This window comes from Ottowia sp. (genome assembly GCF_035444425.1).
Classification (GTDB): Bacteria; Pseudomonadota; Gammaproteobacteria; order Burkholderiales; family Burkholderiaceae_C; genus Ottowia.
In genome coordinates, this window is the sequence record NZ_DAOMOQ010000012.1 from 20,758 (window position 1) to 34,055 (window position 13,298).

General features: G+C 68.9%; 15 protein-coding genes. 7 read left to right on the forward strand and 8 right to left on the reverse strand.

Going from position 1 to position 13,298, the window contains the following annotated elements; genetic code table 11:
- Positions 1–90: 90 nt before the first annotated feature.
- Positions 91–582: an acetolactate synthase small subunit gene (gene ilvN / locus PK606_RS06770; protein ID WP_324562038.1), complete on the reverse strand. Its 492-nt coding sequence runs from the start codon at positions 580–582 to the stop codon at positions 91–93.
- Between the two features lie 119 nt (positions 583–701).
- Positions 702–2,477 (reverse strand): acetolactate synthase 3 catalytic subunit, encoded by a 1,776-nt coding sequence (locus PK606_RS06775; RefSeq protein WP_324562040.1) that lies wholly within the window; start codon positions 2,475–2,477, stop codon positions 702–704.
- A gap of 296 nt (positions 2,478–2,773) precedes the next feature.
- Here PK606_RS06775 and PK606_RS06780 point away from each other — a divergent pair, with 296 nt between their 5' ends.
- The 6 genes from PK606_RS06780 to PK606_RS06805 all read left to right on the forward strand — a co-directional run bounded on the left by PK606_RS06780 (position 2,774) and on the right by PK606_RS06805 (position 6,154).
- Complete coding sequence (locus PK606_RS06780) at positions 2,774–3,340, forward strand: RNA polymerase sigma factor (RefSeq protein WP_324562042.1); 567 nt, start codon at positions 2,774–2,776, stop codon at positions 3,338–3,340.
- Positions 3,337–3,801: a DUF3619 family protein gene (locus tag PK606_RS06785; RefSeq protein ID WP_324562044.1), complete on the forward strand. Its 465-nt coding sequence runs from the start codon at positions 3,337–3,339 to the stop codon at positions 3,799–3,801. The genes PK606_RS06780 and PK606_RS06785 overlap by 4 nt, the downstream gene beginning before the upstream one ends.
- 27 nt (positions 3,802–3,828) lie before the next feature.
- Positions 3,829–4,461 (forward strand): DUF3106 domain-containing protein, encoded by a 633-nt coding sequence (locus tag PK606_RS06790; RefSeq protein WP_324562047.1) that lies wholly within the window; start codon positions 3,829–3,831, stop codon positions 4,459–4,461.
- 126 nt (positions 4,462–4,587) lie between these two features.
- A complete protein-coding gene (locus PK606_RS06795) occupies positions 4,588–5,091 on the forward strand; it encodes an RDD family protein (RefSeq protein WP_324562165.1) in 504 nt (167 codons plus the stop codon).
- Between the two features lie 56 nt (positions 5,092–5,147).
- On the forward strand, positions 5,148–5,555 hold the full coding sequence (locus tag PK606_RS06800) for a diacylglycerol kinase (RefSeq protein ID WP_324562049.1): 408 nt from the start codon (positions 5,148–5,150) through the stop codon (positions 5,553–5,555).
- Positions 5,552–6,154: an LOG family protein gene (locus PK606_RS06805; RefSeq protein ID WP_324562051.1), complete on the forward strand. Its 603-nt coding sequence runs from the start codon at positions 5,552–5,554 to the stop codon at positions 6,152–6,154. Before PK606_RS06800 ends, PK606_RS06805 begins: the two co-directional genes overlap by 4 nt.
- Positions 6,155–6,236: 82 nt before the next feature.
- Here PK606_RS06805 and PK606_RS06810 read toward each other — a convergent pair whose 3' ends face one another.
- The 4 genes from PK606_RS06810 to rph all read right to left on the reverse strand — a co-directional run bounded on the left by PK606_RS06810 (position 6,237) and on the right by rph (position 9,212).
- Positions 6,237–6,446 carry a CsbD family protein gene (locus PK606_RS06810; RefSeq protein WP_324562053.1) on the reverse strand — a complete coding sequence of 70 codons (210 nt, stop codon included), beginning with the start codon at positions 6,444–6,446 and terminating at the stop codon, positions 6,237–6,239.
- Positions 6,447–6,616: 170 nt separating this feature from the next.
- Positions 6,617–7,816: a radical SAM family heme chaperone HemW gene (gene hemW / locus PK606_RS06815; RefSeq protein ID WP_324562056.1), complete on the reverse strand. Its 1,200-nt coding sequence runs from the start codon at positions 7,814–7,816 to the stop codon at positions 6,617–6,619.
- A complete protein-coding gene (gene rdgB, locus PK606_RS06820; RefSeq protein WP_324562058.1) occupies positions 7,813–8,451 on the reverse strand; it encodes an RdgB/HAM1 family non-canonical purine NTP pyrophosphatase in 639 nt (212 codons plus the stop codon). The genes hemW and rdgB overlap by 4 nt, the downstream gene beginning before the upstream one ends.
- A gap of 23 nt (positions 8,452–8,474) precedes the next feature.
- The gene (gene rph / locus PK606_RS06825) at positions 8,475–9,212 is read right to left on the reverse strand and encodes a ribonuclease PH (RefSeq protein WP_324562060.1); all 738 of its coding nucleotides are present in this window, start codon (positions 9,210–9,212) and stop codon (positions 8,475–8,477) included.
- 149 nt (positions 9,213–9,361) lie between these two features.
- On the opposite strand from rph, the gene PK606_RS06830 reads away from it, so the two are divergent.
- A complete protein-coding gene (locus tag PK606_RS06830; RefSeq protein WP_324562062.1) occupies positions 9,362–10,402 on the forward strand; it encodes a serine/threonine protein kinase in 1,041 nt (346 codons plus the stop codon).
- 44 nt (positions 10,403–10,446) lie between these two features.
- On the opposite strand, the gene pyk is transcribed toward PK606_RS06830, so the two are convergent.
- Together pyk and PK606_RS06840 are read right to left on the reverse strand one after the other, a co-directional pair.
- On the reverse strand, positions 10,447–11,868 hold the full coding sequence (pyk, locus tag PK606_RS06835) for a pyruvate kinase (protein WP_324562064.1): 1,422 nt from the start codon (positions 11,866–11,868) through the stop codon (positions 10,447–10,449).
- Positions 11,869–11,988: 120 nt separating this feature from the next.
- Entirely contained in the window at positions 11,989–13,293 is a 1,305-nt protein-coding gene (locus tag PK606_RS06840) for a glycerate kinase type-2 family protein (protein ID WP_324562066.1), read from the reverse strand.
- Positions 13,294–13,298: the final 5 nt, after the last annotated feature.

The following is a 13,298-nucleotide window of genomic DNA, read 5'->3' on the forward strand; positions in this document are numbered from 1 at the left end:
TCGCACTCATGCCCGCTTGGCGCGGGGCTTCGACAAGCTCGGCCCGAACGGGTGGTCGGCCGAGCCCGCTTGATCGATGGAACGGGCGCTCTACACCCGCAGCAGCCGCTCACCGCGTCCGATGCCGCTGGCACCGGTGCGCACAGTTTCCAGGATCGCCGACTTCTCGATCGCGTTCAGGAAGGCGTCGTGCTTGGCCTGGTCGCCGGTCAACTCGATGGTGTAGCTCTTGTCGGTGACGTCGATGATGCGTCCGCGGAAGATGTCGGCCATGCGCTTGATCTCCTCGCGCTCCTTGCCGACCGCGCGCACCTTCACCATCATGTGCTCGCGCTCGATGTAGCTGCCCTCGGTCAGGTCGACCACCTTGACGACCTCGATCAGGCGGTTGAGGTGCTTGGTGATCTGCTCGATGGTGTCGTCCGAGCCGCGCGTCTGGATCGTCATGCGCGACAGGCTCTCATCTTCGGTCGGCGCGACGATCAGCGATTCGATGTTGTAGCCACGGGCCGAGAACAGGCCCACCACGCGGGATAGCGCGCCCGCCTCGTTTTCGATCAGTACGGCGATGATGTGTTTCATGTGATTCCTCTTTTCGCCGCCCTCCCCCGCGCACGGTAATGCGCGGGCTTGGCGGGCAATAGATTCGTCTTGATTGAAGTGCCGGGCGCCCAATGCTCCGCGTCCGGCGCTCAGGCTCTTCAGAGGTCTTCGGCCCCCAGCAGCATCTCGGTCAGGCCCTTGCCGGCCTGGACCATCGGGAACACGTTCTCGGTCGGGTCGGTGCGGAAGTCCATGAACACGGTGCGGTCCTTGAGCTTGCGCGCCTCGCGCAGCGCCGGCTCGACGTCCTGCGGTCGCTCGATCAGCATGCCGACGTGGCCGTAGGCCTCGGCCAGCTTGACGAAGTTGGGCAGCGCGTCCATGTAGGTGTGGCTGTAGCGGCCAGAGTATTCGATCTCCTGCCACTGGCGCACCATGCCGAGGTAGCGGTTGTTGAGCGAGACGATCTTGATCGGCGTGTTGTACTGCAGACAGGTCGACAGCTCCTGGATGCACATCTGCACCGAGCCCTCGCCGGTGACGCAGTACACCTCGGCGTCGGGCTTGGCCAGCTTGATGCCCATGGCGAACGGAATGCCGACGCCCATGGTGCCCAGGCCGCCCGAGTTGATCCAGCGCCGCGGCTCGTTGAACTTGTAGAACTGCGCCGCCCACATCTGGTGCTGGCCGACGTCGGCGGTCACGTAGGTCTCGACGTCCTTGGTCAGGTTCCACAGGGTCTCGACCACGTACTGCGGCTTGATCACGTCCTGGTTGCCGCGGTCGTATTTCAGGCAATCGCGGCTGCGCCAGCCTTCGATGGTCTTCCACCAGTCGGCCAGCGCCGCCTCGTCGGGCTTGGCGCCGCTTTCCTTCAGCATGCCGATCAGGTCGGTCAGCACGTCTTTGACGTCGCCGACGATCGGCACGTCGACCTTGACGCGCTTGGAAATGCTCGACGGATCGATGTCGATGTGGATGATCTTGCGCTCGTTCTGCGCGAAGTGTTTGGGGTTGCCGATCACGCGGTCGTCGAAGCGCGCGCCCACGGCCAGCAGCACGTCGCAGTTCTGCATCGTGCTGTTGGCTTCCAGCGTGCCGTGCATGCCGGGCATGCCGAGGAAGCGCCGATCGGTGGCCGGGAACGCGCCCAGGCCCATCAAGGTGTTGGTGACCGGGTAGTTCAGCAGATCGACCAGCTCGCGCAGTTCGCTGGTCGCATTGGCCAGCAGCACCCCGCCGCCGGTGTAGATGTAGGGCCGCTTGGCACTCATCAACAGCTGCAGCGCCTTGCGGATCTGGCCGCCGTGACCCTTCCTGACCGGGTTGTACGAGCGCATCTCGATGCTCTCGGGATAGCCGGTATAGGTGGTCTTGTTGAAGGAGATGTCCTTCGGGATGTCGACCACCACCGGTCCCGGGCGGCCCGAGCGCGCGATGTGAAAGGCCTTCTTGATCGTCTCGGCGAGCTGGCGCACGTCCTTGACCAGGAAGTTATGCTTGACCACCGGGCGCGTGATGCCCACGGTGTCGCACTCCTGGAAGGCGTCGAGGCCGATGGCGGCCGTCGGCACCTGGCCGGTGATGATCACCAGCGGAATCGAATCCATGTAGGCGGTGGCAATGCCGGTGAGCGCGTTGGTCACGCCGGGCCCGGAGGTGACCAGCGCCACGCCGACATCGCCGGTGGCGCGCGCGTAGCCGTCTGCGGCGTGCACGGCGGCCTGCTCATGGCGCACCAGCACGTGCTGGATGCTGTCCTGCTTGTAGAACGCGTCGTAAATGTGCAACACTGCGCCGCCGGGATAGCCCCAGACGTACTTCACGCCCTCGGCCTGCAGTGCCTTGATGACGATTTCAGCGCCGCGGAGTTCGGAAGGATCGCCGTCGGATGCGGCGGCGGCCGACTTGATTTCGGCTTTAGAGATTTCCATTTCGATCAACCTTTCGAGAATTTCTCTAACGAAAAACCTTGGGTGCCCCTTGCCAGCCCTCGTGAGACCGCTTCAGGACTTGAGGCCACGCGCCATGGACGGCCATTGACTCGATCCGCCCGACGGTGACCCGTTTGCCTTTCTTGACTGCAAGCGCGCATTATCGCACTGCAACATGCCAGTGGTAAGCCGGCACCGAAAAAAGACCCCGATGCCATAATCGCCCCGGCACGCCGGGCGCCCCGCCCGCGGTCCTTGCTCCAAGCTGGCATCTCCGCGCTTCTTCCTGACGTTCCTTGGCCACCGAACTAGAACTTTCCGACTTCCTCAAGAGCGTCGAGAAGCGGGCGTTCAAGCGCACCGTCTATCACGTGCGCAACGAGGACGCGGCGCTGGACATCGTGCAGGACAGCATGATGAAGCTGGCGCAGCACTACGGCGACAAGCCGCTGGCCGAATTGCCGATGCTGTTCCAGCGCATCCTGTCGAACAGCACGCTGGACTGGTTCCGGCGCCAGAAGACGCGCAATGCCGTATTCTCGAACCTGAGCGATTTCGAGTCGCCCGATGGCGACGGCGATTTCGACCTGCTGGAGACGTTCGCCGGCGCGGCCGATTCGGAGCAGGTCGAGAGCGCCGAGGATGCCACCCGGCGCGCGCAGATCCTGCACGAGATCGAGTTGCAGATCCAGGCACTGCCACCCCGTCAACGAGAGGCCTTTTTGATGCGTTACTGGGAGGAAATGGACGTCGCGGAGACGGCGGCCGCCATGGGGTGTTCGGAAGGCAGTGTCAAGACGCATTGCTCGCGCGCAGTCCAGGCGTTGGCCAAGGCGCTGCGAGCCAAGGGAATCACACTATGAACACCACCACCTACAAGCAGCTGCGCGCCGAAGTGCTGCAAAACCGTTTCGGCCTGCGGATCGCCTCGCACCTGGCTGGCGCCGCCGCCGAGCTGCCGCACGACATCAGCGAGCGCCTGCGCGCCGCGCGCGAGCAGGCGGTGTCGCAGCGCCGCCGGGCAGCCACCACGGTGCGGCTGCGCAGCGCGACCGAGGTGTCCGGCAGCGGCGCCAGCGCCACCCTGAGCTTCGGCGACGAGGGCCTGGGGTTCTGGGGCCGGCTGGCCTCGATCGGCCTGGTGCTGGCGCTGGCCATCGGCCTGGTGACCATCAACGTGCTGCAGGACGACGACCGCGCGATGGAGATCGCCGACCTCGACTCGGCGCTGCTGACCGACGACCTGCCGCCCGAGGCCTATGCCGATCCCGGTTTCCTGCGCTATCTGAAGGTCGGCAGTGACTCCGGCACGACCAGCCGCTAGGCACGCCCCGGGCCCGACGCCAGACCGATGCACCAACCGTTGCCGGCCTTCGCCATCGCCATCGCCCTGGCGGCGCTGCTGGTGCCGCCGGCATTCGCGCAGGCCGGCGGGCGGGCGCCGGCGGCTGCACCGGTCGCCGGCGGCGTCAACTGGGCCGAACTGAACGCCGAGCAGAAGACCGCGCTGCGCCCCCTGGCCACGCTGTGGCCATCGCTGCAGGCCGACCAGCAGCGCAAGTGGATGGCCCTGGTCCACAACTTCAACCGCATGGACCCCGACGAGCAGGCCACGCTGCAAAGCCGCATGACCGAATGGGCCCGGCTGAGCCCGGCCCAGCGGTCGCAGGCACGGCTGAACTTCGGCGAGGTGCGCAAGGTGCCGGCCGACGAGAAGCGCGCCAAGTGGGAGGAATACCAGGCGCTGCCGGCCGAGGAGCGCGACCGCCTCGCGACCGAACAGCCCAGGCCGCCCCGGGGCGCCGCACCGGCCCTGCGCCCGGTGCCGCCCAGCCGGATCCTGCGCCCGCCGACGCTCGCGCCCGCGCCGGGCACGGGCGTCGGCGCGGTTGCCAAGCCCGGCAACACCCGTCCGACACCGCCGGTCGATCGCAATACACTGCTGCCCCAGGCGCCGGGTTCGGCCAACGCCCCTGCGCGCTAGCCGGCGTGCCGGCGAACGTGGCCGCAGCCGCGGCGCCGGCCCGCTCCCGACGGCTCTTGCGCGGCCTCTTGTTTCCAGGTCCTATTCATGAACCCCAGTTCCGCCGGTTCGCCCCCGCCGGCCCCGATGACGTCCTTGCGGGCCCCTGCCCTGCGCCGCCGCATGGCCTGCTGGCTGTACGAGGGCGTGCTGATGTTCGGCATGGTGATGCTGCCCGGCCTGCTGTTCGCGGTGGTGACGCAGTCGCGCCATGGGCTCGACAACCGCCATGGCCTGCAGCTGTTCCTGTTCGCGGTGCTGGCGGCCTACTTCGTGTACTTCTGGAGCAGGAGCGGCCAGACGCTGGCCATGAAGACCTGGCACATCCGCGTCGTCGATCGTGACGGGCAACCGCTGAAACCCCTTCGCGCGCTGCTGCGCTACCTGCTCGCCTGGCTGTGGTTCCTGCCGCCGCTGGCGCTGATGGCGCCGTTCACCCTGAGCGGCGGCGAGGTCAGCGTGCTGATGACCGGCTGGGTGCTGGTCTGGGCGCTGCTCAGCCGCTTCCAGCGCGAGCAGCAGTTCTGGCACGACGTGCTGGCCGGCACGCGGCTGATCGACGTGCAGCCCGATCCGGCCAAGCGACGCTGATGCTGGCCGCGCCGATGTCAAACTGCCGTGACCCGCGTATCCGACAATAGCAGGCCATGACTTCGCCGCCACCAGCACCGGATCCCGTCAATCCGCAGAAATCACGCACCGGTCTGTCGCGCATCTGGCACGCCACCGGCTATTCGATCGAGGGCCTGAAGGCGGGTTGGGGTGAAGCCGCCTTCCGTCAGGAGGCGAAGGCGGCCATCGTCCTGCTGCCGCTCTCGTTCTGGCTCGGCAGCGACTGGTCCGAAACCGCGCTGCTGGCCGGCTCGGTGCTGTTCGTGATGATCGTCGAACTGCTGAATACCGGCATCGAGACCGCCATCGACCGCATCGGCCCCGAGTGGCACGATTTGTCGAAACGCGCCAAGGACATGGGTTCCGCGGCCGTGTTTCTCAGCCTGACCCTGGCCGGCAGCATCTGGCTGGCGGCGCTTTACATGCATTTTCTTGCCCCATGAGATTCAAGGACGGCGATCTGCCTGCATTCTCCATCTGCGTCTACTGCGGCTCGCGCCCCGGCGTCGATCCGGCCTTCGCCGCCACCGCAGCCCAGGTCGGCCACTGGATCGGCGCCCGCGGCGGCCAGCTGGTCTATGGCGGTGGCCGCAGCGGCCTGATGGGCGTGGTGGCCGACGCCACGCTGGCCGCCGGCGGGCGTGTCGTCGGCGTGATTCCGCAAACCCTGGTGGAACGTGAGCACGCGCACCACGGCTGCCACGAGCTGTTGATCGTCGACACCATGCACGAGCGCAAGCGCCTGATGGCCGAGCACGCCAACGCCTTCCTGGCGCTGCCGGGCGGTATCGGCACCTTTGAGGAGTTCTTCGAGGTCTGGACCTGGCGCCAGCTCGGCTACCACGACAAGCCGATCGGCCTGCTCAACCAGGACGGCTACTACCAGCGCCTGCTCGACTTCATCGCCCACAGCATCGCCAGCGGCTTCATGGACGGCAGCCAGATGAAGCTGATGCACGCCGGCAGCGACTGGCAGGCCATGCTGGAAAAGCTGGTGACGGCAGCCGGATTCCCGGGACCGGTGCAGTTGCACGCGATCTGACGCCGCCAACAAGAAAGCCGCGTGGATGGCATCCACGCGGCTTGGTGTGCGGCCCCATGACGGGGCGCTTCTGGCGTCGTGCCTACCAGCGGTAGCTGTTGCGGGCTTCCCAGTCGGTGACCTGCTTTTCGGCTTCGTCCTTGGCGATGCCGTAGCGCTCCTGGATCTTGCCGACCATCTGGTCGCGCTTGCCGGCGATCACGTCCATGTCGTCGTCGGTCAGCTTGCCCCAGGCTTCCTTGACCTTGCCCTTGAACTGCTTCCAGTTGCCGGCGATAGTGTCTTCATTCATGTCGATGCTCCTGCAGTGGTCTTCACAAGCGTCCTTCGTGGGTGTCACGAAGTTCCAACGGCCTGCGATGGGTCCACTGTAGGCAGCGATCGGCGCCGGCGCAGTAGGCGCGAGCGACCGCACGCCGTCGGCGCAGACCTACCGTGCGGTACGTCATTTGACACAGCCTGTCAGGCCCCGGGCAGGAACAGCTGCTGCAGGTCGCTGAGCAAATCGAAGCCGCGCGCGGTCGGCCGCCAGCAGTCGCCCTGCTGCTCCAGCCAGCCCCGCCGCCGCGCCTCGCGCAAGGCATCCTCGATGGTGACGGGCGCCAAGCCGGTGCTCGCCGTGTAGTGCGCCAGCGTGAAGCCGTCCTTCAGCCGCAGCGCATTCAGCATGTACTCGAACGGCAGGTCGCGCCGCGCCACCTCGTGCTGCTGCGCCACGGCATCGCCGGCCAGCGCCTTGCCCATGTACAGCTCGGGCAGGCGGTGCCGCACCTGGCGCACCACGCGCTGCGGGAAGCTCAGCTTGCCGTGCGCGCCGGCGCCGATGCCCAGATAGTCGCCGAACCGCCAGTAGTTCAGGTTGTGCGCGCAGCGGTGGTCGGTGCGCGCATAGGCCGAGACTTCGTAGCGTTCCAGACCGGCTTGCACCGTCAGTTCGGTGATGCGGTCGAGCATGTCCCAGGCCGTGTCCTCGTCCGGCAGCCGCGGCGGGAACTTGGCGAACACCGTGTTCGGCTCGATCGTCAGGTGGTAAATTGACAGGTGCGGCGGCGCGAACGACAGCGCGGTGCGCACATCCTGCTCGAGCTGCACCAGCGTCTGCCCCGGCAGCGCGTACATCAGGTCGAGGTTGAAGGTGTCGAAGGCGCGCGCCGCCTCCTCCAGCGCCGCGCGCGCCTGCGCACCATCGTGGACGCGGCCGAGCGCCCGCAGCTGTGCATCATTGAAGCTCTGCACGCCGACCGACAGGCGCGTCACGCCGGCCGCGCGAAAGGCCGCGAAGCGCTCGCGCTCGAAAGTGCCGGGGTTGGCTTCCAGCGTGACCTCGCAGGGCACCGCCATCGGCAGCAGCGCACGCACGCCGGCCAGCAGACGATCGATCTGCTCGGGCGCGAACAGGCTCGGCGTGCCGCCGCCGATGAACACGCTGACCACCGAGCGCCCCCAGACCAGCGGCAGGCTGGCCTGCAGGTCGGCCAACAGCGCGTCGACGTAGTGCGCCTGCTGCGCCTGCGCATCGGCGCCGTCGGGCACCTGGTGCGAGTTGAAGTCGCAGTACGGACACTTCTTCAGACACCAGGGCAGGTGCAGGTACAGCGACAGCGGCGGCAGCGCCGGCAACTGCAGGCTGCCGGGGCGCAGGTGGTGCTGGACGTCCGTCAAGGCTGGCCGGGCGCAGGCGATGCGCCGCCGCCGGCGTCGAGCCAACGCTCCTGCATCAGTTCCACCATCTGCGCTGCGGCGCGGCCGCGGTGGCTGTTGGCGTTCTTCACTTCCGCGGGCAGTTCGGCAAAGGTCTGGCCGAACTCGGGGATGAACATCACCGGATCGAAGCCGAAGCCGCCACTGCCGCGCCGCGCGCGTGCGATCTCGCCGACCACGCGGCCGACGGCGATCAGTGGCTCGGGGTCGTCGGCCGAGCGCAGCGCCACCAGGGTGCTGACCATGGCCGCGCGGCGATTGTCCACATCCGCCATCTGCTCCAGCAGCGCGCGCACGTTGTTGTCGTCGCTTTTCGGGTAGCCGAACCGGGTGGCATAGAAGGCAGTGTCGACACCCGGCAGGCCGCCGAAGGCGTCGACGCACAAGCCGGCGTCGTCAGCGATCGCCGGCAGCCCGCTGGCACGCGCGGCGTGGCGCGCCTTGGCCAGCGCGTTCTCGACAAAGGTGCGAAACGGCTCCTCGGCCTCGCCGATGCCCAGATCGGCCTGGCGCACCAACTCCAGTCCGAGCGGCGCCAGCATGGCCTGCAGCTCGGCTAGCTTGCCGGGGTTGTTGGATGCGAGCACGATCCTCATGGCTGAACCATCCACCGGCCCCTTCACGCCGACAGGGCCGCGCGCTGCGCCTCGATCAACTCGCCGATGCCCTGCTCGGCCAGTCGCAGCAGCTGGTCCATCTCGGCGCGCGAGAAGGCCGCACCTTCGGCCGTGCCCTGCACCTCGACGTAGTGGCCGGCGCCGGTCATCACCACATTCATGTCGGTGCCGCAGGACGAATCCTCCGCGTAGTCGAGATCGAGCACCGGCACGCCGCCGACGATGCCGACCGAAACCGCAGCCACCGGATTCAGGATTGGTGACTGCTCGATCCTGCCCTGCTCGAGCAGCCAGCTCACCGCGTCCTGCGCGGCGACGAAGGCGCCGGTGATGGCGGCGGTGCGCGTGCCGCCATCAGCCTGGATCACGTCGCAATCGAGCGCGATGGTGCGTTCGCCCAGCCTGCCCAGGTCGAACACGGCGCGCAGACTGCGACCGATCAGGCGCTGGATTTCCTGCGTGCGGCCGCTCTGCTTGCCGCGCGCGGCCTCGCGATCGCCGCGCGTGTGGGTGGCGCGCGGCAGCATGCCGTATTCAGCCGTGACCCAGCCCTCGCCACTGCCGCGCTTGTGCGGCGGCACCTTCTCCTCGACCGAGGCGGTGCACAGCACCCGAGTCTGGCCGAATTCGATCAGCACCGAGCCTTCGGCGTAGGCGGTGTAGCGGCGCGTGATGCGCACCGGGCGCAACTGGTCGGGCGCGCGGCCGGCGCGGCCGGCCGGGGCGTGGATTGAAGTCATGTTCGGTTCCAGGTGGACGGCGGTTCGATCGCCGCGGGTGTAGTCGGGTCTTACGGGCCCTTGGGGAGGCCGCCGGTGCGATGCGGCCGGAGGCGCTGTCGGCAAGCCGTGATCATAGGCGTTCGGCAATGCCAGAATGGCGGCCCGACATGAACCCGCCCGTCTTCGCTTCCCTCACGCCGGCCTTCATCCTCGACGCGCTGGCCGCGCTCGGCCTGATGCCGGATGGCCGGCTGATGGCACTCAACTCATTCGAGAACCGGGTCTATCTGGCGCAGCTGGAGCCGGGCACGCCCCTGGCGGCCGAGCACCCGGCGCTGGTGCTGAAGTTCTACCGGCCTGGACGCTGGAGCGCCGAGCAGATCGAGGAAGAGCACGCCTTCGCGCAGGAGCTGATGGCGGCCGAAGTACCGGTGGTCGGACCGCTGGCGATCGGCGGCCGCACCCTGCACCAGCATGAAGGCATGGCGTTCTCGGTCAGTCCGCGGCGCGGCGGGCGGGCGCCCGAGCTGGACGACGAGGACACGCTGGCCTGGATCGGCCGCTTCCTGGCGCGCCTGCACATGGTCGGCGAGCGCGCGACGTTCAGGCACCGGCCGGCGGTCGACCTGGCCAGCTACGGCACCGAGCCGCGCGCCTGGCTGCTGGCCCACGCCGGGCTGCCGCTGGAGGTGGAGCGCGAATGGGCCGGCGTCAGCCAGCAGGCCCTGGATGCGGTGGCCGATGCGCTGGCGGCACTCGATGCACCCGGAGGTGATGACGCGGCCACCGGCATCCGCCGGCTGCGCCTGCACGCCGACTGCCACATCGGCAACATCCTGTGGACACCGGCTGAACTGCCCGGCGGCGGGCCGCACTTCGTCGACCTGGACGACTGCCGCAGCGGGCCGGCGGTGCAGGACCTGTGGATGCTGCAAAGCGGCACGCGCGCCGAACGCCAGCGCCAGTTGGGCGCGCTGCTGGACGGCTACGAGCAGATGCGCGAGTTCGACCGCCGCGAGCTGGCGCTGATCGAGCCGCTGCGCACGCTGCGCCTGATCCACTACAGCGCCTGGATCGCGCGCCGCTGGGACGACCCGGCGTTCCCCGCCGCCTTCCCTGGTTTCGGCACGCCGGACTACTGGCGCGGGCAGATCGCCACGTTGCGCGAGCAGCTGGAGGCCATGGCCGAGCCGGCGCTGGTGGCCTGAGGGCCCGGGCCCGCCGGCGCACGCCAGTAGGTGCCGCGCAAGGATCAGGCGAAACCGATGTGCATCAGGTTGGTGGTGCCGGAGGTACCGAACGGCATGCCGGCGATGGCGACGAAGGGATCGCCCGGCTCGGCAAAGCCCTCGCTGCGCACCAGTTTGGCGGCCAGCGCGGCGATCTCGTCCAGGTTGCTGACCTCGCCCACGTGCAGCGAGTGCACGCCCCAGGCCAGCGCCAGCTTGCGCGCGGTCGACTGCAGCGGCGTCAGGCTCAGGATCGGCGCGTCGGCGCGCTCGCGCGCGGCGCGTAGGCTGGTGTGGCCGGAATGCGTGGCGCAGACAATGGCGCTGGGCTGCATCAACGCCACCGCGCGCCGCATGGCGCAGCAGACGGCGTCGGCCACGTCGGTCTGGCCGGGCACGTTGGCGCTGTGCGAGGTGTCGAGGAACTGGCGGTACAGAGGATCGTCCTCGACCCGCTCGATGATGCGGTTCATGATCTGCACCGCACCGACCGGGTGCTTGCCGGCAGCCGATTCGGCCGACAGCATGACGGCGTCGGCGCCGTCGTAGATCGCGGTGGCGACGTCGGAGGCCTCGGCGCGGGTCGGTACCGGGCTCTCGATCATGGATTCGAGCATCTGGGTGGCGACGATCACCGGTCGGCCGCGCTGGCGGCAGATGCGGACGATGCGCTTTTGCAGCGGCGGCACGGTTTCGGCCGGCATCTCGACGCCGAGGTCGCCGCGCGCCACCATCACGGCGTCGGTGGCCTCGATCACTTCCTCCAGCCGGTCGATCGCGGCCGGCTTCTCCAGCTTGGCCACCAGGCCGGCGCGCGTGCCGACGAGGCCGCGCGCCTCGTAGATGTCCTCGGGACGCTGCACGAAGCTCAGCGCGATCCAGTCGGCGCCGATCTCCAGCGCCACCTCCAGGTCGCGCCGGTCCTTCTCGGTCAGCGCCGAGATCGGCAGCACCACGCCCGGCACGTTGACGCCCTTGCGGTCGGACAGCCGGCCGCCGACCAGCACCGTGGTGTCGGCGCTGCCGGCGTCGCAGCGCTCGACCTTCAGGCGCAGCTTGCCGTCGTCGAGCAGCAGCTCGGCGCCAGGCACCAGGGCGGCGAAGATCTCGGGATGCGGCAGCGTCACCGCCTGCGCGGTGCCGGCGATCGGCTCCAGTTGCAGCCGGAACGGCTGCCCGACGACAAGCTGCACCGGGCCGTCCTCGAAGGTGCCGACGCGCAGCTTGGGGCCTTGCAGGTCGGCCAGGATGGCGATCGGCCGGCCGTGCTTGTGCTCGATTTCGCGCAGTGTCGCGGCGCGCGCACGGTGGTCGTCGGCGCTGCCGTGGCTGAAGTTGAGCCGGAACACGTCGACGCCCGCCAGGAACAGCTGCTCGATGATTTCGGGATCGGTACTCGCCGGCCCGAGGGTGGCGACGATCTTGGCATTGCGGGTTCTACGCATGGAAGAGTTTCCTTGATTGGGAAGACGGGCGCCCGGCCTCGGCAGCCGTGAACGGTGAAACGGAAATGGAAACCAGCCGCCACACGCGGGCCAGGCAGCGGCACGCGGGCGGCTGCGCGCTCATGGCTGCCTCGCCTCGATCAGCAGCGCGCGAAAGTCGTTGACGTTGGTGCGGGTCGGCCCGGTAACCACCGAGTCGCCCAGCGCCTCGAAGAAGCCGTGGCCGTTGTTGTCGGCCAACTCGTCCCTGGGGCGCAGCCCGAGCGCCCAGGCGCGCCGCAGCGTGTCGGGGCCGATCAGCGCGCCGGCAAGCTCCTCGGCGCCGTCGACACCGTCGGTGTCGCAGGCGATGCCGTGCACGTCCGCCTGGCCGTCGAGCGCGATGGCGGTCGACAGCAGGCATTCGACGTTGCGCCCGCCGCGGCCCTGGCCGCGCAGCGTGACGGTGGTTTCGCCCCCCGACAGCAGCACGCAGGGCGGCTCGAACGGCTGGCCGTGCTTGGCCACCTGCAGCGCAATCGCGGCCAGCACCTTGCCGACGTCGCGCGCCTCGCCCTCCAGCGCATCGCCGAGGATGTGCGCCGTCACGCCGGCCTCGAGCGCCACCTGGGCGGCGGCTTCCAGCGCCAGCTGCGGCGCGGCGACGATGTGCGCCTCGGCGCGCGCCAGGCGCGGGTCATCCGGCTTGACTGATTCGCCGGCGCCGCTTTCCAGCAGCTGGCGCGCGGCCGACGGCAGCTCGATGCCGTAGCGGCGCACGATCGCCAGCGCATCCCCGGTGGTGGTCGGATCGGCCACGGTGGGGCCGGAGGCGATGTCGATCGGCTGGTCGCCTGGCACATCGGAGATCAGCAGGCTGAGCACGCGCGCCGGATGGCAGGCAGCCGCCAGCCGGCCGCCCTTGATCGCCGACAGGTGCCGGCGCAGGCAGTTCATCTCCGTGATGGTGGCGCCGCTGGCCAGCAAGGCCTTGTTCACCGCCTGCTTGTCCGCCAGCGTGAGGCCGGCACCGGGCAGCGGCAGCAGCGCCGAGCCGCCGCCGGAGATCAGGCACAGCACCAGGTCATCGGGCTGCAACCCGCTCACCAGCGCCATCAGTCGCCGCGCGGCGGCTTCACCGGCAGCGTCGGGCACGGGATGCGCGGCTTCGACGATCTCGATGCGCTCGCACGGCGCGCCGTAGCCGTAGCGCGTGACGACCAGGCCTTCGACGCGTTCCAGGCCACGCCCGCGCCAGTGCTCTTCCACCGCCTGCGCCATCGCGGCCGACGCCTTGCCGGCACCGATCACGATCACGCGGCCGCGCACCTCGGCCAGCTCGGGCAGGAAGCGCGGCACGCACAGCGCCGGTTGCGCCGACGCCACGGCGGCATCGAACATGCGCCGCAGCAAGTCGGCAGGATTCAGTGGGGTCACTCGCGTCATGCCGT